Genomic DNA, 17,063 nt, shown 5'->3' with positions numbered 1-17,063 from the left:
GCGCGAAACGTGCGGTGGAGTGACCAGCGAGGGGGAGACCCAGATGACCGATCCCTACGGTCAGCAGCCGTTCGGGCAGCAGCCCGGGGGCCAGCAGCCGTTCGGACAACCGCCGCCCGGTCAGGCGCCGCCGCCGTACGGTCAGCCCGCGCCCTTCGGGCAGCCGGCACCATACGGGCAGCAGGCGCCGTTCGGCCAGCCGGGGAATCCCTTCGGTGCACCACAAAACTACGCGAACTGGGGCCAGCGCGCACTCGGCTGGCTCATCGACATGGGCCCGCTGGCCCTGCTGTACCTGATCTTCATCATCGTGGCGCTGATGGGGAAGATCGGCATCCTGCAGATCGTCGTCATCCTCGGCACGCTCGCCTGGATCGGCTGGGCGGTCTTCAACCGCTGGATCCAGCAGGGCAACACCGGTCAGTCGCTCGGCAAGCGCGTCGCGAAGATCAAGCTGGTCAGCGAGGCCACCGGGCAGCCGATCGGCGCCGGCATGGCGTTCCTGCGCGACCTCGCCCACTTCGTCGACGGCGTCATCTGCTACGTCGGCTGGCTGTGGCCGCTGTGGGACGACAAGTCCCAGACCCTCGCCGACAAGATCGTCGGCACGGTCGTCGTCAACGCCGACGACAACGGCGCCTACGGGCAGCCCGGCGCGGGCCAGCCCGGTGCGCAGCCGTTCGGCGGCTACCCGCCGGCCGGTCAGCAGCCGGGTCAGTTCGGCCAGCAGCCCGGCGGCTTCCCGCAGCAGCCCCCGTCCGGCGGCTTCGACCAGCCGCAGCCGGGTGGTTTCCCGCAGCAGCCCGCGCCGGGCGGCTTCGGGCAGCAGCCGCAGCCGGGCGGGTTCGACCAGCCGCAGTCCGGTGGGTTCGGCCAGCCGCTGGCGCCGCCCCCCGGCCAGCAGCCGTCGTCCGCGTTCGACGAGCAGGCCGAGCGGACCCAGATGCTCCGCCCCGGCGGCGCGTCTCCGTTCGACGAGGAGGCGGAGCGGACGCAGATGCTCCGCCCCGAAGGTCAGGGCGGACCCGAAGCGACGCAGAAGCTCCAGCCGGGCCAGTTCGGCCAGCCGCCGAACGACCAGCCGCCGCAGCACTGAGGCACTTTTCCCGCACCACCGCCGGGGTGACCCGGCGGGACGTTCACGAGTAATTGGGGTAGACGTTCATGACCAATCCCTACGGCCAGCAGCAGCCGCCTTACGGTCAGCAGCCGCAGTCCGGCGGTTTCCCGCAGCAGCAGCCGCAGCAGCCCTACGGCACGCCGTCGGGCGGGATGCCCGCCTACGGCCAGCCCGCGCCGTACGGCCAGCCCCCGTCCGGCGGCTTCGGCGCCCCCGGCTACGGCATGCCCGGCGGTGGCGGCGACATCAACGCCATCAAGGACTACAAGGGCTGGGCGATCGCCTCGCTCTTCCTGGGCGGCCTGATCCTCGGCATCTTCGCGATCATGAAGTCGAACGAGGTCGGCACGTACAAGATGCAGGGCAACTACATGATGGCGGAGCAGGCGTCGCGCACCACCAAGACGCTCTGCCTGATCTCCACCATCCTGGGCAGCATCGGCTGCGTCGTGGCGATCATCGTGATCATCGCCTCGGCGGTCGCCGTCAGCACCTGCTACGGCTACTACTGCTGACTTCCGCGGGGCGCTCCACCCCGGCATCGCCCGAGAGTGGGACGATGTCGGGGTGGTGAACCTCTACCGCGACACCGGGGTGGTGTTGCGCACGCACAAGCTGGGTGAGGCCGACCGGATCATCACCCTGCTCACGCGCCGGCACGGCAAGGTCCGCGCCGTCGCGAAGGGTGTGCGGCGGACGTCTTCGCGGTTCGGGGCCCGGCTGGAGCCGTTCGGCCACGTCGACGTGCAGTTCTACACCGGGCGCACGCTCGACGTGATCACCCAGGTCGAAACCGTCGACGCGTTCGCGCTGCCGCTGGTCGCCGACTACCAGCGCTACACCGCGGCCAGCGCGATCGCCGAAACCGCGGACCGGCTCTCGGCCGAAGAGGGCGAACCGGTGCTCAAGCTCTACCTCCTCGTCTGCGGCGCCCTGCGTTCCCTCGCCGCCGGGGAGCGTGACGCGTCCCTCGTGCTCGACGCGTTCTTCCTCCGCGCGATGTCCTACGCCGGCTGGGCGCCCGCGCTCACCGAGTGCGCCCGCTGCGGCCTGCCCGGCCCGCACGTCGCGTTCAGCGTCGCGGCCGGCGGCTCGATGTGCCAGGACTGCCGCGTCCCGGGATCGGTGCACCCCGCGCCCGAGGTCCTGGACCTGCTCACCGCCCTCCTCCACGGCGAATGGCCGATGGCCGAGTCGACCCTGCCGGGCACCCGCCGCGACGCGAGCGGCCTGGTCGCGGCCCACCTGCAGTGGCATCTGGAGCGTCAGCTCCGGTCCCTTCCCCTGGTCGAGCGACGCGCTCGGGAGACGGTCGTGCCCGGGCAGTAGGGTCGGCCCTGATCGGTTTCACCATCCAGGGAGGCTCGCAGTGCTGCGCAGGGGACGCGAGAACAAGGCGTCGCGGTACGAGCTGCGAGCCCCGGATCCGCACCCGTCCGGCGCGAAGCCGCCGGAGATCCCGCGCGAGCTGGTCCCGAAGCACGTCGCGCTGGTCATGGACGGCAACGGCCGCTGGGCCAACCAGCGCGGCCTGCCGCGGATCGAAGGCCACAAGCGCGGCGAAGCGGTGATGATCGACGTGGCCGCCGGCGCGGTCGAGATCGGCGTCAAGTGGCTCTCGGTGTATGCGTTCTCGACGGAGAACTGGAAGCGCAGCCCCGAAGAGGTGCGGTTCCTGATGGGCTTCAACCGCGACACGATCCGCCGCCAGGTCGACTACCTCGGCTCGATCGGCGTGCGCATCCGCTGGGCCGGACGGCGGCCGAAGCTGTGGGCGTCGGTCATCAAGGAGCTGCAGGCGGCCGAGGAGAAGACCAAGGACAACACGGCGCTGAACATGACGATGTGCGTCAACTACGGCGGCCGTGCCGAGCTCGGTGACGCGATGCAGCGGATCGCGCGGGACGTCGCCGACGGCAAGCTCGATCCCGGCAAGGTCACCGAGAAGACCATCGGCAAGTACCTGTACCAGCCGGACATGCCGGACGTGGACCTGTTCCTGCGGCCCTCGGGCGAGCAGCGGACGTCGAACTTCCTGCTGTGGCAGTCGGCCTACGCCGAGATGGTCTACCAGGACACGCTGTTCCCGGACTTCGACCGGACGCACCTGTGGCGCGCGTGCCTGGAGTTCGCGAAGCGGGATCGCCGCTTCGGCGGCGCTGTCGACCAGGCGTCGTCATGAGCGCGACCGAAGCGGCCGAGACCGCGGAACTGCTTACGCAGGCGAAGGAATCCCTCGAGCGCTACCTCGAGGTGCACGTCGACGACGACGGTGCGCTGACGTTCTCCCACGGCGACGTCCCGTGCGTGATCCAGGCGACCCGGCTCGGCGAAGGCCTCACCGTGCTGTCGCTGACCTGCGTGGTCGGCTGGGACCTCGCGGACGGGCCGGAGCTGTCGGTCGCCGTCGCCGAGCGGGCGGGGCAGGGACTGTTCGGGACGCTGGGCGTCGGGCACTCCGACAACGGCGTGGACGTGACGCTGCGGTACGCGTTCCCGGCGGCGGGCCTGGACGAGGCGGCGCTCGGGACGTTGCTGATGCTGGTGGTGTCGACGGCTTCGCAGCTGCGGACCGATTTGCCGGGAATCGTGCCCGGCGAGTAACCCACTCGGGGCGTTGTTTCCGCCGCGAACGGCGAATTCCGGTCGGAAACCGGCACTTCCCGACCGTTCGCGGCTGTGCGGCGCCCGGGCTGTCGGACCGGGCTGGCATCATCGCCTTCGTGAACATCGTTTCCGACTCGGCCCGGCGCACCCGCCGGTTCCGCATCAGCTCCGTCGAGGTGCTGTGCGCGATCCTGCTGGTCGCGATCCTCGCCCAGGGCTGGCTGCAGCAGGCGTTTGACGTGCCCGCGCTGCGCACCGGCTCGACCGTGTTCGTCGCGGTCTGCGTGCAGGCCCTGCCGTTCCTCGTGCTGGGCGTGCTGATCAGCGGGGCCATCGCGGCGTTCGTGCCTGCCCGGGTGCTGGAAAAGGTGCTGCCGAAGCGGGCCGGTGCGGCGGTCGGTGTCGCCGGGCTGGCGGGGGTCGCGCTGCCGGGCTGTGAATGCGCGTCGGTGCCGGTGGCGCGCCGGCTGATGGGGCAGGGCGTGGCGCCGGCAGCGGCGTTGACGTTCCTGCTGGCGGCGCCGGCGGTGAACCCGGTGGTGCTGGTCGCGACGGCGGTGGCGTTCCCGGGCAAGCCCGAGATGGTGCTGGCGCGCTTCGCGGGTTCGCTGGCGACGGCGATGGTGATGGGCTGGCTGTGGGCCCGCTGGGGCAAGCTGGAGTGGATCACCGAACGCGCGTTGCGGCGCCTGCCCGACGTCCCGAGCGGCCACCGCTGGCGGGTGTTCGCCGAGACGGCCCGCACGGACCTGGTCGAGGCGGGTGGCTTCCTGGTGCTGGGGGCGCTGATCTCGTCGGCGCTGAACGTGCTGGTGCCGGCTCGCTGGTTCGGGGTGCTGGGCGAGCAGGTGGTGCTGGGCATCGTGGTGATGGCGGTGCTGGCGGTGGTGCTGGCGCTGTGCAGCGAGGCGGACGCGTTCGTGGCGGCGTCGCTGACGGCGATGCCGATGCTGCCGAAGCTGGTGTTCCTGGTGGTGGGGCCGGCGGTGGACGTGAAGCTGTTCGCGCTGCAGGCGGGCACGTTCGGCAAGTCGTTCGCGGTGCGGTTCGCCCCGGTGACGTTCGTGGTCGCGGCGGCGTGTGCGGTGGTGGCCGGATCGGTGGTGGGGCTGGCATGAGGCGCGAAACGCAGAACATCCTGCTGATCCTGCTCGGCGGCGCGCTGGTCAAGATCGCGGTCAACGGCGACTACCTGCGCTACGTCAAGCCGGCACAGCAGCCATGGATCATCGCCGGCGGGGCGGTCATGGTGCTGCTCGGGGCCGTCGCGATCGTGCGCGACCTCGTTGCCGCGCGGGCGAAAGCCGTCGAGCACGATGGTCATTCGCACTCGGCGCGGCCCGCGTGGCTGTTGCTGGTGCCGGTGCTGGCGGTCTTCCTGGTGGCACCGCCCGCACTGGGCGCGGACTCGGTGATCCGCACCGAGTCCCGGGTCCCGGCGAGCGCGGCCGCCGCCAACGCGGCCGCCTTCCCGCCGTTGCCCGCGGGGAACGTGGTGCCGCTGTCGGTGAACGAGTTCGTCAGCCGGGCGGGCTGGGACGCGTCGGGCACGCTCGACCACCGCACGATCTCGCTGACCGGCTTCGTGGTGCACACCGGCGGCCGCACGCTCCTGGCCCGCCTGGTGATCAGCTGCTGCGCGGCGGACGCGTTCCCGGTGACGGTCCACCTCCGCGGCGGCGAAGCCGACCACCTCGCGAGCGACGCGTGGATCCAGGTGACGGGCCAGGCCGTCCCCGGCACGGCGACGAAGGACAACAGCTACACGCCCGACTTCACCTTGGCTTCGATGACGACGGTCCCGGCCCCGAAGGACCCGTACGAGTACTGACGAAGCTGGTCGCGCGATCGCCCGCCGTGGCCGCAGGCGTGCGGCACGGGGGTGTGCCGAGCGCGGCCGCGCTGGGTCCCCGCCGGACGCACCCGGCCCGGCCTGGAGCCGGCCGGGCAGGACCGCCCGGGCCGCGGCTTGAGGTCGGGTTGTCCCGGGGGCGGTTCGTTTCCCGGCGGGGCCGCTGGCGCCCGCGGGGCCGCCGCTGGCGGTGGGCTGGGCCGCGGCTTGAGGTCGGGTTGTCCCGGGGGCGGTTCGTTTCCCGGCAGGGCCGCTGGCGCCCGCGGGGCCGCCGCTGGCGGTGGGCTGGGCCGCGGCTTGAGGTCGGGTTGTCCCGGGGTCGGCTCGTTTCCCGGCAGGGCCGCTGGCGCCCGCGGGGCCGCCGCTGGCGGTGGGCTGGGCCGCGGCTTGAGGTCGAGTTGTCCCGGGGTCGGCTCGTTTCCCGGCAGGGCCACTGGCGCCCGCCGGGCCGCCGCCGGCGGCGGGCCGGGCCGTGTGGGCTCGGTTCACCGAGTGGCGGGGGTCTCGAGTGAGCCCCTCGTGGCCAGCGCATCGGTCCGCCGGCTGCCCCGTCGCCCGGCGCTCGTCCCGGCGCTCGGCTTGACCGGGCGGAGCTTGGCTCGGGCGGGGCCGTCCGGCAACGCGGCCCGGCCATCGCTGTTCAGCATCTCAACCGGTCTCAGGCCGGCTGGCCCAGCTCGCCGGACCCGGGCCGGCCCGCCGTCGCCACATCCGCGGCCGCCGGCCACCGCGCGGCGGATCGGCGCGGATGCCGGCGCGAGGCTGGGCATGTCGCGAGTGAGTCATCCGCGACCTCGCGTGGCCGGGCGGGTCAGTGCTCCGCGCAGGTGCCGGTGATCTCCACCGTGTGCGAGATCTCCGAAAAGCCGTGCTCGGCCGCGATCTTCTCCGCCCAGCGCTCCACCGCCGGCCCCTCGACCTCCACCGTGCGGCCGCACAGGCGGCACACCAGGTGATGGTGGTGGTGCGCCGAGCAGCGGCGGTAGATCGCCTCGCCCGAGTCCGTCCTCAGCACGTCGATCTCGCCGGCCTCCGACAGCGACTGCAGCGTGCGGTAGACCGTCGTCAGGCCGATGCCGTCGCCGCGTTTGCGCAGCTCGTCGTGCAGTTCCTGGGCCGACCGGAAGTCGTCGACGGTGCTCAGCAGCTCGACGACCGCCGCGCGCTGGCGGGTCGATCGGCGCCCGGGCACCGGGGCCTGGCCGCGCGGTACGACGGCGTTCATCACTTTCCTTCCTGCACGTGGGCGACGGCGTCGACGACGATGTGCGCCAGGTGGTCGTCGGCGAGCCGGTAGACGACCTCGCGGCCGCGCCGCTCGCCCTGGACCACCCCGGCCGTCTTCAGCACCCGCAGGTGCTGGCTGATCAGCGGCTGGGCGACGTCGAGGGCGTCCACCAGCTCGTGGACGCACCGGTCGGCCGCGCGCAGCTGCAGCACGATCGCGATCCGGACCGGGGCCGCCAGCGCGCGCAACAGGTCGCCCGCGTCGTTGAGGACCGACGCGGGCGGGTGCGCCGGCGCCTGGGCCGCCGCAGGAGCGCACTCAGCGAGGCCCGGCTGGGCGCCACCCCCGGTGACTGTCGCCATTCCCGCCTCCACGCTGCTCGTCATCGCCGCCGGCGACCATGAATTCCGTAGTCATTGCCGATAACGGCACCACCCATCCTAGTGTTCCCCGCGATATCACCCGCTCCGTGATCGCGCCTTGCGGATTACGGCCGGTCGTAGTACTCCATTCGGGTGAGTTCGTGGGTAATTGCCTCTTCGGCTTCGCATGTCGTGGCCGACGGTGCAAGGTTGTCGCGGAGCGTTTCGTCGCTTCTCGTACGCTGGCGACCCGCCCGAGCAGAGCAGTGGGGAGACATGATCCGTTTCGCAACCAAGGCAGCCGCGGTGACGGTCGTCCTCTTCCCGCTGGTCGGAGCCGGGGTCGCCGGGGCGCAGAGCCAGGCCGTCGACGAGAAGACCGGGCCGGTCTCGTTCGCGAACATCGCGTCGGTCCGGATCGGCACCGAGGGCCAGAAGGGCGGCGCCCTCATCACCGAGACCCAGCGCTCGCCGCTGCTGCCCGGCCAGTCGAAGCTCGGCACGGACCGCGTCACGGTGCCCAAGGACGACGGCGAGCGCGCGACGTTCGGCGGGCACTACCGGATCGACCTCGGCCGCTACAGCGACGGCAACCCGTACCCGGCGGGCGTCGCGAGCCGCGACCACAACGTCGTCGCCGCGCTGCAGGCGACCACCGTGCCCACCGCCGTCGCCGAGACCAACTACGCGCTGCGCGACTCCTGGCAGGGCGGCGCGAAGGCGCTCGACGACACCGTGCTCGTGCTCGAAGGCGCGAAGACGTCGGTGGACTGCACCGCGCCGTCGAAGCTGACCGGCACGTCGTCGGTGAGCCGGCTGTGGGTGCGCCAGGACGGCGGGCTCGGCATCGTCCCGATGCCCGGCGGCACCGCGGGCCTCGAGCTGAAGAACCTGCGGCTCGGCCCGCCCGGCGACATCGCGAACGCGAGCAAGGACACCACGGTCTCCGACCTCAGGCTGACCCGCGTCGCCGCGTTCGACCAGCTGATCCGCCAGGACGGCTGGCGCGGGGGCGACTACACCGCCGTCGCCGGCTGGCACGTCGAGATCACCACCCACGTCAAGGACGCCGCGGGCACCGCGCTGCAGGACGTGCAGACGAACATCGTGCTCGGCGGGGTCAGCTGCTCGGTGCCGAAGGGCTTCGTCGCGAAGGCCGCGGGCGCCACCGGCGGCGGCACGAGCGCGACGCAGGCCGCGGTGCCGACCCAGGTCCCGGCCGGGTACCTCGGCGCGGCCGAGCCCGACACCGGCAGCGACGGCTCGCGCGTCCCGCTCGGCATCGGCCTGCTCTTCGGCGGGGTGTTCTTCGGGGCCGTCGCGCTGCTGCTCGGCAGGCGGCGCAAGTCCGGGACGGACTAGGTGCTGCGCACCGGGCTGGCCGCCGTCTCGGCGGCGCTGGCCGTGGCCGCCTTCGCGGCCGGCGTCATCCTGCTGACCTGGCTGCCGCCCGAGCCGACGGCGCTCGCCGCGCCACCGCCCGGCTCGCTGCCGGGGGAGAACGCGGCCCCGGCCGTGCTGCCCGCGGACAGCGAGTCCGCCGCGCAGCAGCGCCCGGGCACGGTCCGCCTGCCCGACGGCGCCACCGCCCGCCTGGTCCGCACGGAGCTCACCGACCGCGGCGTGCTCCCGATCCCGCGCGGCCTGGGCGACGCCGCCTGGTGGGGCGCCAAGCTGGGCGCGGCCCAGGGTGCGGCGCTGCTGTCCGGGCACGTGAACTGGGAAGGGCACCGGGGCCCGTTCGACGAGCTCTGGCGCATGCGCGAGGGCGACGAGGTCAGCGTGGCCGACGCGCGCGGCGGCCGTTGGGTCTACCGCGTCGACAGCGTGGTGACGCTCCCGAAGGAGACGCTGCCGGAGCAGGCCGCGAAGTGGTTCGGCCAGGACGGCCCGCACCGCCTGGTCCTGGTGACGTGCGGCGGCGACTACGTCGGCGGCACCGAGGGCTACGACGAGAACCGCCTGGTCACGGCCAAGCTGGTGACGCGCCCCGCCGGCTGATCGAGTTCGGTGCAACCTCCCGCGCCCGTCGGCGCATGTGTGTCTTCGCAACGGCACGACCAGCGAAGGAGCACAGGCGCATGCAGGAGCAGAACCCGGCGGAACCGAAGAAGGGCCTCGGCCGCTGGTGGATCGTCGGCGTCGCCGGCGCGTTCGTGGTCGCGGCGCTCGTCGCCACGCTGCTCATCTTCACCGGAAAGGATGAACCCGCCGGCGCGAACGGCACGACCACGCCCGTCGCGGAGCAGCCCGCTGGCCAGCAGACCAAGCAGGACACCGGCCAGACGCCCTCGCAGCTGTCTCTCCCCGGTGGCGGCGCCGCGAAGCTCGTCCAAGAGGACCTCGACGACGCGGGCGCCCTCAAGATCCCCGAGGGGCTCGACGAAGCCGCCTGGTGGGGCGCGAAGCTGGGCGCCGACCACGGGGTCGCGCTGCTGTCCGGGCACGTGAACTGGAAGGGGAAGAAAGGCCCGTTCAACGAGCTCTGGCAGGTCAAGCAGGGGCAGGAGGTCAAGCTGACCGACGCCGCCGGCGGTGCCTGGGTCTACCGGGTCGACGCGACCGAGACCATCCACAAGTCCGAGCTGGCCGGCCGCTCGGCGCAGCTGTTCGACCCCGACGGCCCGCACAAGCTGCTCCTGGTCACCTGCGGTGGCGAGTACGTCGGCGGGACCGAGGGATACGAGGACAACCGCGTCGTGACGGCGTCGCTGGTGACCCGGCCGTAGCCTGCGCGAAAAGGACTCGGCCCCGGCGGATACCCTGGACGTTCAAGTCCGATAACCGTCCCCGCATGCTTCCGGAGCGTGGAGTGCCCACGAACACCATCGATACCGTAGTCAGCCTGTGCAAGCGCCGTGGTTTCGTCTTCGCCAGCGGAGAGATCTACGGCGGTACCCGCTCGGCGTGGGACTACGGGCCGCTCGGGGTCGAGCTCAAGGACAACATCAAGCGCCAGTGGTGGAAGACCGTGGTCCAGGGCCGCGACGACGTCGTCGGCCTCGACTCCTCGGTCATCCTGCCGCGCCAGGTGTGGGTGGCTTCGGGGCACGTCAACGTGTTCACCGACCCGCTGATCGAGTGCCTCTCGTGCCACAAGCGGTTCCGCGCCGATCAGCTCGCCGAGGAGTACGCCGGCCGCACCGGCAAGGAGACCACCGAGGACGACCTGTCCGACGTGCCCTGCCCGAACTGCGGCACCCGCGGCAAGTACACCGCGCCGCGGGACTTCAACATGATGCTGAAGACCTACCTCGGCCCGGTGGAGTCCGAAGAGGGCCTGCACTACCTCCGCCCGGAGACCGCGCAGGGCATCTTCGTCAACTACCTCAACGTGCAGACGACGGCCCGCAAGAAGCCGCCGTTCGGCATCGGCCAGATCGGCAAGTCGTTCCGCAACGAGATCACGCCGGGCAACTTCATCTTCCGGACGCGCGAGTTCGAGCAGATGGAGATGGAGTTCTTCGTCGAGCCGGGCGAAGACGAGACCTGGCACCAGTACTGGATCGACGAGCGCACGAAGTGGTACACGGATCTCGGCATCAGCGCCGAGAACCTGCGCCACTTCGAGCACCCGAAGGAAAAGCTTTCGCACTACGCGAAGCGGACCGTCGACATCGAGTACCGGTTCTCGTTCAACGCCGGTCAGGAGTGGGGTGAGCTCGAGGGCATCGCCAACCGCACCGACTTCGACCTGACCACGCACTCGAACCACTCGGGCGTGGACCTGTCGTACTTCGACCCCACCTCGAAGCAGCGGTTCCGGCCGTTCGTGATCGAGCCGGCGGCCGGTGTCGGCCGGTCGATGATGGCGTTCCTGATCGACGCCTACCACGAGGACGAGGTGCCGAACGCCAAGGGCGGCACCGAAAAGCGCGTGGTCCTGAAGCTCGACCCGCGGCTCGCGCCGTACAAGGCCGCGGTGCTGCCGCTGTCGCGCAACGCCGACCTGACCCCGAAGGCGAAGGCCGTCGCCGACCTGCTGCGCAAGCACTGGAACATCGACTTCGACGACGCCGGGTCGATCGGCAAGCGCTACCGCCGTCAGGAAGAGATCGGCACGCCGTACTGCGTGACGGTCGACTTCGACAGCCTCGAGGACAACGCCGTCACGGTCCGCGACCGCGACACCATGGCGCAGGAACGCGTCGCGATCGACAAGCTGGAGTCGTACCTGGCCGGCCGCCTGATCGGCTGCTGAACCACCCGGAGCCCGGGCACCCCTGACACCTGTCACGGTCAATCCGTGACGCACGATCCGGGGACCCGGGCCTCCCGGGCGGCAGCCTGGGGGCATGCGAGAAAAAGACATCCAGGCGGTGGCGGCGGGGGCCGCGGTCCACCTCGCCGGCCTGCGCAAGCACTACGGTGACGTCCACGCGGTCGACGGCGTCGACCTCACGATCGCCCCGGGCGAGGTGGTCGCCCTGCTCGGCCCCAACGGCGCGGGCAAGTCCACCACCGTCGACATGATCCTCGGCCTGACCACGCCGGACGCGGGCGACGTGCGCGTGTTCGGCCGCAAGCCGGTCGACGCGGTCCGCGCCGGCCTGATCGGCGCGATGCTGCAGGGCGGCGCCCTGATGGACGACCTGACCGTCGGCGAGACCGTCGGCATGGTCGCGGCCCTGCACCGCCGGCCGATGCCGGTGGCCGAAGCCCTGCGCGCCGCCGGCGTCGAAGAGCTGGCCGGCCGCCGCGCCAACAAGCTCTCCGGCGGGCAGAAGCAGCGCGTGCGCTTCGCCGTCGCGCTGGTGAGCAACCCGGACCTGCTGATCCTCGACGAGCCGACCGCCGCGATGGACGTCGGGACTCGCCGCGAGTTCTGGCAGTCGATGTACTCGTTCACCGAGTCCGGCCGCACGGTCCTGTTCGCCACGCACTACCTCGAAGAAGCCGAGGAGTTCGCCGACCGCGTGGTGCTGATGCGCCGCGGCCGCGTCGTCGCCGACGGGTCGGTCGCCGAGGTCCGCGCGCTGGCCGGCGGCCGCACGCTGCGGGCCGCCGTCCCGGGCGCCACCGAAGCCGCGATCGCGGCGCTGCCCGGCGTCAAGGAGTTCGAGCTGCGCGGCGACCGCGTCGCGATCTCCACCGGCGATTCCGACGCGACGCTGTGGGCGCTCAAGGCCGTGGTGCCCGCCGTCCACGACGTCGAGATCAGCGCCGTCGGCCTCGAAGGCGCCTTCCTCTCCCTGACCGCCGACGAGACCCCGGAGTCCGTGCGATGAACGCCGCCTACCTGCTCACCGAGATCCGCCGGAACTTCCGGGCGCCGCGGTTCCTGATCTTCGTCGTCGCGTTCCCGGTGCTGATGTTCCTGTTGCAGGCCAACGTCTTCACGAAAGCGGACGCGCCGGACCACGCCGCGATCGCCGCCGCGATCATGATCAACATGATGACGTTCGGGACGTTCGCCGCGGCGACGAACAGCGGCGCCCGGCTCGCCCTGGAACGCGCGCTCGGCTGGCAGCGGCAGCTGCGCCTGACCCCGCTGACCGGCACCGGCTACCTGGCGGGCAAGGGCATCTCGGGGATGCTCGTGGGGCTGCCCGCGCTGATCCTCGTGCCCCTGCTGGCCGTGACGGCCGAGGGCGTGCACCTCGACGCCGCGGGCTGGGTGCGGATCTTCGCCGGGATCTGGCTCGGCACGATCCCGCTGGTCCTGCTCGGGCTGCTGCTCGGCCAGTTCGGCACGCCCGATTCCATGCAGCCGGTCAACATGATCGTCACCCTCGGCATGGGTTTCCTCGGCGGCCTGTGGATCCCGATCGAGACCATGCCGGGCTGGATGCACGACGTCGCGCAGCTCATGCCGACGTACTGGGTGCTGCAGGTCGCGCGACCCGCCGTGACCAGCGACATGGTGGTCTCGCTGCCGCAGGCCGCCGGCGTGCTCGGGGCGTGGACGGTCGTGCTCGGAGCGCTGGTGATCAGGCGTTACCGTAAGGACAGCGCCCGGGTCTGAGGGCCGGGGACAGGGGAATGGGAACGGCGATGGCCAAGGACGAATCGCAGCAGTACGGGCTGGGCAACCACGCCACGTGGTGGGAGGACCCGCCGCCCAACCGGGGCAAGAGCGGGCCGGACAAGTTCCGGTGGCCGTTCCTGTCGATCGTGTTCACCCTGCCCTACCTCATCCCCGTGACGAAGACGCTGCTGGCCGTGGACCGGGTGACCTTCGGCGTGGTGGCGCTGTGGGTGCTCGTCTACGGCGTCGCGGTGTCCTACGCGCTCTTCCCGATCGCGTTCGACCGCGGCCGCCCGTTCCGCTTCGCCTACAGCGTCTGGATGCTCGCCCTGGGCCTGACGGTGGTCGCCGTGACGCACACCAACCCGTTCGTCCTGCTCTACGGCACCGCCGCGCTGGTGTTCCTGCTGCCGCTGGCCTGGGTGGTGCTCCTCGACGGCGCCGCGCTGCTGGTCGCGGCGGTGATCCTGCTGGTGAACGGCCGCTTCGCCGACAACTGGGGCGACCTGGTCACCGTGGGGTCGGTGACGATGGCGATGTTCTTCATGTCCAGCCTGGTCCGCGCGGTCCGGCGGCTGCAGCTGGCCAACGAGGAGATCGCCACGCTCGCCGTGGCGAACGAACGCGAGCGCGTCGCCCGCGACCTGCACGACCTGCTCGGGCACAGCCTCACCACGATCACCGTCAAGGCCGGGCTGGCCCGGCGGGTGCTGGAGAGCGCCGGCGACATCCCGCGGGCGGTCGAGGAGATCCGCGAGGTCGAGAGCCTCACCCGCAGCGCGCTGTCCGACGTCCGCGCCACCGTGTCGGAGTACCGGGAGGTGTCCTTGTCGGCGGAGATCGTCGGCGCCCGGGCGGCGTTGCGGGCCGCGGAGATCGATGCCGACCTGCCGCACGCGGTCGACAACGTGCGGCCGGAGTTCCAAAGTGTCTTCGGATACGTGCTGCGCGAAGCCGTGACGAACGTGCTGCGGCATTCCGGGGCCAAGCTGGTCAAGGTGAAGCTCGGGGACACCTGGCTGGAGATCGAGGACGACGGCACCGCCACCGAGGTCGTCGCGGGCAACGGCCTGCGCGGGCTCCGGGAGCGGCTCGCCGCCGTCGGGGGGACGTTGCGGACGTCGGCGCGGCCCGGGGGAGGATTGCTGGTGCGGGCGGAGATCCCGCTGCCGGAACCTCGCGCGGCGGCCCCGGCCGTGCGCGCCGAACCCGCGGGAGGACTCGTTTGATCCGGGTGTTGCTGGCCGACGACCAGGCCATGGTGCGCGGCGCGCTGGCGACCGTGCTCGGCCTCGAACCGGACATCGAGGTGGTCGGGCAGGTCGGCTCCGGCGACGAGGTGGTCGCCGCCGCGCGGGAGACCAAGCCCGACGTCGCCCTGCTCGACGTGCAGATGCCGGGCAAGGACGGCCTGGAGGCGGCCGCCGACCTGCGGGCCGCGCTGCCGTCGTGCCGGGTGATCATCTGCACCACGTTCGGCCGGCCCGGCTACCTGGCCCGCGCGATGGCGGCGGGCGCGGCCGGGTTCGTCGTCAAGGACGCCCCGCCCGAGCAGCTCGTCGAGGCCGTCCGTCGAGTCCACAGTGGACTGCGGGTGGTCGACCCGGCGCTGGCCGCCGAGTCGTTGGCCACCGGCGCCAGCCCGCTCACCGGGCGCGAGCGGGACGTGTTGCGGGAAGCCAAGGACGGCAGCACGGTGGCCGACGTCGCGCGGGCCCTGCACCTGTCGGAAGGGACCGTGCGCAACCACCTGTCCGCCGCGATCGGCAAGACGGGTGCCCGGACGCGGGCCGAAGCGGTCCGCGTCTCCGAGGAGCGCGGCTGGCTCTGAGCGGCGCGCGGCCGTCTGACAAGATGGGGCGGGTGGGTACCGCTGAACGTACGAAGCCGACGCGCGCGAGCTGGGCGCGCCGGATCGCCTTCGGCACGGTCCTCATGCTGCTCGCGCTCGTCGGCGGCACGGCGTTCCGAGTCTGGCAGGTCGCGCGCGAGAACGACCGCACGCACGCCGACGTCATCGTGGTGCTGGGCGCGGCGCAGTACAACGGCAAGCCGTCGGACATCTACGCGGCGCGGCTGGTCAAGGCGAAGCAGCTCTACGACGCGGGCGTCGCGAAGACGATCGTCACCGCGGGCGGCAAGAAGGCCGAGGACAACTTCACCGAGGCTCGCGCCGGTCAGCTCTGGCTGACGCGGCACGGCGTTCCGTCCACCGCGACGCTGGCCGTCGGGGAGGGCAGCGACACGCTGCGCAGCCTCCGGGCGGTCGCGGACGAGGTCCAGGGACGCGGCTGGCACACGGCGGTGCTCGTCAGCGACCCGTGGCACTCGTTCCGGGCCCGGACCATGGCCGACGACCTGGGGCTGGACGCCTGGACCGCGCCGACGCACAGCGGGCCGATCGTGCAGGAGCGCGTCACCCAGGTGCGCTACATCGTCCGCGAGACCGGCGCGCTGCTGTACTACCGGCTGACGAAGACCCCGGCCGACGACCTCTTCGCCACGTTCCTGGGCTGAGATTTTTGTCGGTCCCGCCGTTTAGGCTGGTCGGGTGGACTACACGGAGCACGACACCGCCCGCCTGCTGCCGGAACCGGCGAAGGGCGCGGCGCTGCCCGGCACGCGCGCGGACGGGCGCAGCGCGTTCTCCCGCGACCGGGCCCGCGTGCTGCACTCGGCGGCGCTGCGGCGGCTCGCCGGCAAGACCCAGGTGGTCGGGCCGGGGGAGGGCGCCGAGGTCACCGGCGTCCCGCGCACCCGGCTGACGCACTCGCTGGAGGTCGCGCAGATCGGGCGGGGCATCGCCGAGGAGCTGGGTGCGGACCCGGATCTCGTGGACACCGCCGGGCTGGCGCACGACATCGGGCACCCGCCGTTCGGGCACAACGGCGAGCGAGCGCTCGATTCGGTGGCGGCCGCGTGCGGCGGGTTCGAGGGCAACGCGCAGACGTTGCGCATCCTCACCCGGCTGGAGCCGAAACTGCTCTCCGATGACGGTGATCCGGTCGGGCTCAACCTGACCCGCGCGTGCCTGGACGCGACCACGAAGTACCCGTGGTCGCGCAAGCCGGGACAGGTGAAGTACGGCGTGTACGCCGACGATGTGCCGGTGTTCGACTGGGTCCGTTCCGGGGCGCCGTCGGAGCAGACCTGCCTCGAAGCGCAGATCATGGACTGGGCGGACGACGTCGCGTACTCGGTCCACGACGTCGAGGACGGCGTGCTGGCCGGCCGGATCAAGCTGCGCGTGCTCGCCCACCCGGACGAGCGCGCGGCCGTCGCGGAGGCCGCGGCCAAGCACTTCTCGGCCCAGTCGGTGTCCACTTTGGAGGATGCGGCGGCGGAGCTGCTGGCACTGCCGGTGGTGGCGGCGCTGACGTCGTCGGAGCCGGACGGCTCACCGGGAGCCCAGGTGGCGTTGAAGCGGTTGACGAGCGAGCTGGTCGGCCGCTTCACGACGGCGGCGGTCACGGGCACCCGCGCGGAGTTCGGCGAGGGGCCGCTGGGGCGGTACCGGGCGCGGCTGTGCGTCCCGGAGCAGGTCGCGGCGGAGGTGGCGCTGCTGAAGGCGCTGGCGCTGCGGTACGTGATGAGCGACCACCGCCGGCTGGCGATGCAGGAGGGCCAGCGCGAGCTGCTGGTGGAGCTGGTCCACGCGCTGGCCCGCCGCGCGCCGGAGTCCCTGGACCCGCTGTTCGTCCCGGCCTGGAACGCGGCCCGCGACGACGCGGGTCTGCTCCGGGTGGTGATCGACCAGGTCGCCTCCCTGACCGACGCCCAAGCCCACACGTGGTACTCCTGGCACGTAACCCGCCACCACCGCTGACGGTCCCGCCCCGCGTGTCCGGCGAGGCATCACCCGAGTCTGGAGAGGCATCACGTGTGTCTGGAGGGGCATCACGCGTTATTGGCGGGTCGACACGGCG

19 protein-coding genes are annotated in these 17,063 nt (G+C 72.1%); 17 read left to right on the top strand and 2 right to left on the bottom strand.

All coding sequences use genetic code 11. The annotated features are described in order from the left end of the window. Positions 1-43 precede the first annotated feature (43 nt). From ACZ7OU_RS41320 to ACZ7OU_RS41290, 7 genes are all read left to right on the top strand, one after another. A complete protein-coding gene (locus ACZ7OU_RS41320; protein ID WP_470245998.1) occupies positions 44-1,096 on the top strand; it encodes an RDD family protein in 1,053 nt (350 codons plus the stop codon). Between the two features lie 68 nt (positions 1,097-1,164). Then, positions 1,165-1,635, top strand: a complete 471-nt coding sequence (locus ACZ7OU_RS41315; protein WP_470245999.1) for a CD225/dispanin family protein — start codon at positions 1,165-1,167, stop codon at positions 1,633-1,635. A gap of 52 nt (positions 1,636-1,687) precedes the next feature. After that, the gene (gene recO / locus ACZ7OU_RS41310; protein WP_470246000.1) at positions 1,688-2,449 is read left to right on the top strand and encodes a DNA repair protein RecO; all 762 of its coding nucleotides are present in this window, start codon (positions 1,688-1,690) and stop codon (positions 2,447-2,449) included. 40 nt (positions 2,450-2,489) lie between these two features. Then, on the top strand, positions 2,490-3,302 hold the full coding sequence (locus ACZ7OU_RS41305; RefSeq protein WP_470246001.1) for an isoprenyl transferase: 813 nt from the start codon (positions 2,490-2,492) through the stop codon (positions 3,300-3,302). Next, on the top strand, positions 3,299-3,724 hold the full coding sequence (locus ACZ7OU_RS41300; RefSeq protein ID WP_470246002.1) for a YbjN domain-containing protein: 426 nt from the start codon (positions 3,299-3,301) through the stop codon (positions 3,722-3,724). The genes ACZ7OU_RS41305 and ACZ7OU_RS41300 overlap by 4 nt, the downstream gene beginning before the upstream one ends. Positions 3,725-3,843: 119 nt before the next feature. Beyond that, on the top strand, positions 3,844-4,845 hold the full coding sequence (locus tag ACZ7OU_RS41295) for a permease (RefSeq protein WP_470259476.1): 1,002 nt from the start codon (positions 3,844-3,846) through the stop codon (positions 4,843-4,845). Then, positions 4,842-5,558, top strand: coding sequence for a TIGR03943 family putative permease subunit (locus ACZ7OU_RS41290; protein ID WP_470259475.1), 717 nt, complete (start codon positions 4,842-4,844; stop codon positions 5,556-5,558). Before ACZ7OU_RS41295 ends, ACZ7OU_RS41290 begins: the two co-directional genes overlap by 4 nt. 832 nt (positions 5,559-6,390) lie before the next feature. On the opposite strand, the gene ACZ7OU_RS41285 is transcribed toward ACZ7OU_RS41290, so the two are convergent. Then, positions 6,391-6,804: a Fur family transcriptional regulator gene (locus tag ACZ7OU_RS41285; RefSeq protein WP_470246005.1), complete on the bottom strand. Its 414-nt coding sequence runs from the start codon at positions 6,802-6,804 to the stop codon at positions 6,391-6,393. Continuing rightward, a complete protein-coding gene (locus ACZ7OU_RS41280) occupies positions 6,804-7,169 on the bottom strand; it encodes an ArsR/SmtB family transcription factor (protein ID WP_470246006.1) in 366 nt (121 codons plus the stop codon). Before ACZ7OU_RS41280 ends, ACZ7OU_RS41285 begins: the two co-directional genes overlap by 1 nt. Before the next feature lie 276 nt (positions 7,170-7,445). Between ACZ7OU_RS41280 and ACZ7OU_RS41275 the strand changes: the two genes are divergently transcribed. From ACZ7OU_RS41275 to ACZ7OU_RS41230, 10 genes are all read left to right on the top strand, one after another. Further along, positions 7,446-8,531 carry an LPXTG cell wall anchor domain-containing protein gene (locus tag ACZ7OU_RS41275; protein ID WP_470259474.1) on the top strand — a complete coding sequence of 362 codons (1,086 nt, stop codon included), beginning with the start codon at positions 7,446-7,448 and terminating at the stop codon, positions 8,529-8,531. Then, the gene (locus ACZ7OU_RS41270) at positions 8,532-9,170 is read left to right on the top strand and encodes a class F sortase (RefSeq protein WP_470246008.1); all 639 of its coding nucleotides are present in this window, start codon (positions 8,532-8,534) and stop codon (positions 9,168-9,170) included. Positions 9,171-9,250: 80 nt separating this feature from the next. After that, positions 9,251-9,898 carry a class F sortase gene (locus ACZ7OU_RS41265; RefSeq protein WP_470259473.1) on the top strand — a complete coding sequence of 216 codons (648 nt, stop codon included), beginning with the start codon at positions 9,251-9,253 and terminating at the stop codon, positions 9,896-9,898. An 83-nt stretch (positions 9,899-9,981) separates the two neighbouring features. Beyond that, positions 9,982-11,370: a glycine--tRNA ligase gene (locus ACZ7OU_RS41260; protein WP_470259472.1), complete on the top strand. Its 1,389-nt coding sequence runs from the start codon at positions 9,982-9,984 to the stop codon at positions 11,368-11,370. 94 nt (positions 11,371-11,464) lie between these two features. Next, entirely contained in the window at positions 11,465-12,397 is a 933-nt protein-coding gene (locus ACZ7OU_RS41255) for an ABC transporter ATP-binding protein (RefSeq protein WP_470259471.1), read from the top strand. Beyond that, positions 12,394-13,134 (top strand): ABC transporter permease, encoded by a 741-nt coding sequence (locus ACZ7OU_RS41250; RefSeq protein ID WP_470259470.1) that lies wholly within the window; start codon positions 12,394-12,396, stop codon positions 13,132-13,134. The genes ACZ7OU_RS41255 and ACZ7OU_RS41250 overlap by 4 nt, the downstream gene beginning before the upstream one ends. A gap of 29 nt (positions 13,135-13,163) precedes the next feature. Then, the gene (locus tag ACZ7OU_RS41245) at positions 13,164-14,366 is read left to right on the top strand and encodes a sensor histidine kinase (protein ID WP_470259469.1); all 1,203 of its coding nucleotides are present in this window, start codon (positions 13,164-13,166) and stop codon (positions 14,364-14,366) included. Beyond that, on the top strand, positions 14,363-14,968 hold the full coding sequence (locus tag ACZ7OU_RS41240) for a response regulator transcription factor (RefSeq protein ID WP_470259468.1): 606 nt from the start codon (positions 14,363-14,365) through the stop codon (positions 14,966-14,968). The genes ACZ7OU_RS41245 and ACZ7OU_RS41240 overlap by 4 nt, the downstream gene beginning before the upstream one ends. A 32-nt stretch (positions 14,969-15,000) precedes the next feature. Further along, positions 15,001-15,654, top strand: coding sequence for a YdcF family protein (locus ACZ7OU_RS41235; protein WP_470259467.1), 654 nt, complete (start codon positions 15,001-15,003; stop codon positions 15,652-15,654). 34 nt (positions 15,655-15,688) lie between these two features. Beyond that, positions 15,689-16,963, top strand: a complete 1,275-nt coding sequence (locus ACZ7OU_RS41230; protein ID WP_470259466.1) for a deoxyguanosinetriphosphate triphosphohydrolase — start codon at positions 15,689-15,691, stop codon at positions 16,961-16,963. Positions 16,964-17,063 lie beyond the last annotated feature (100 nt).

It is taken from the genome of Amycolatopsis sp. NPDC114505, from assembly GCF_055633615.1.
The sequence above is the reverse complement of the archived record's forward strand: the minus strand, read 5'-3'. Positions and strand labels throughout refer to the sequence as shown.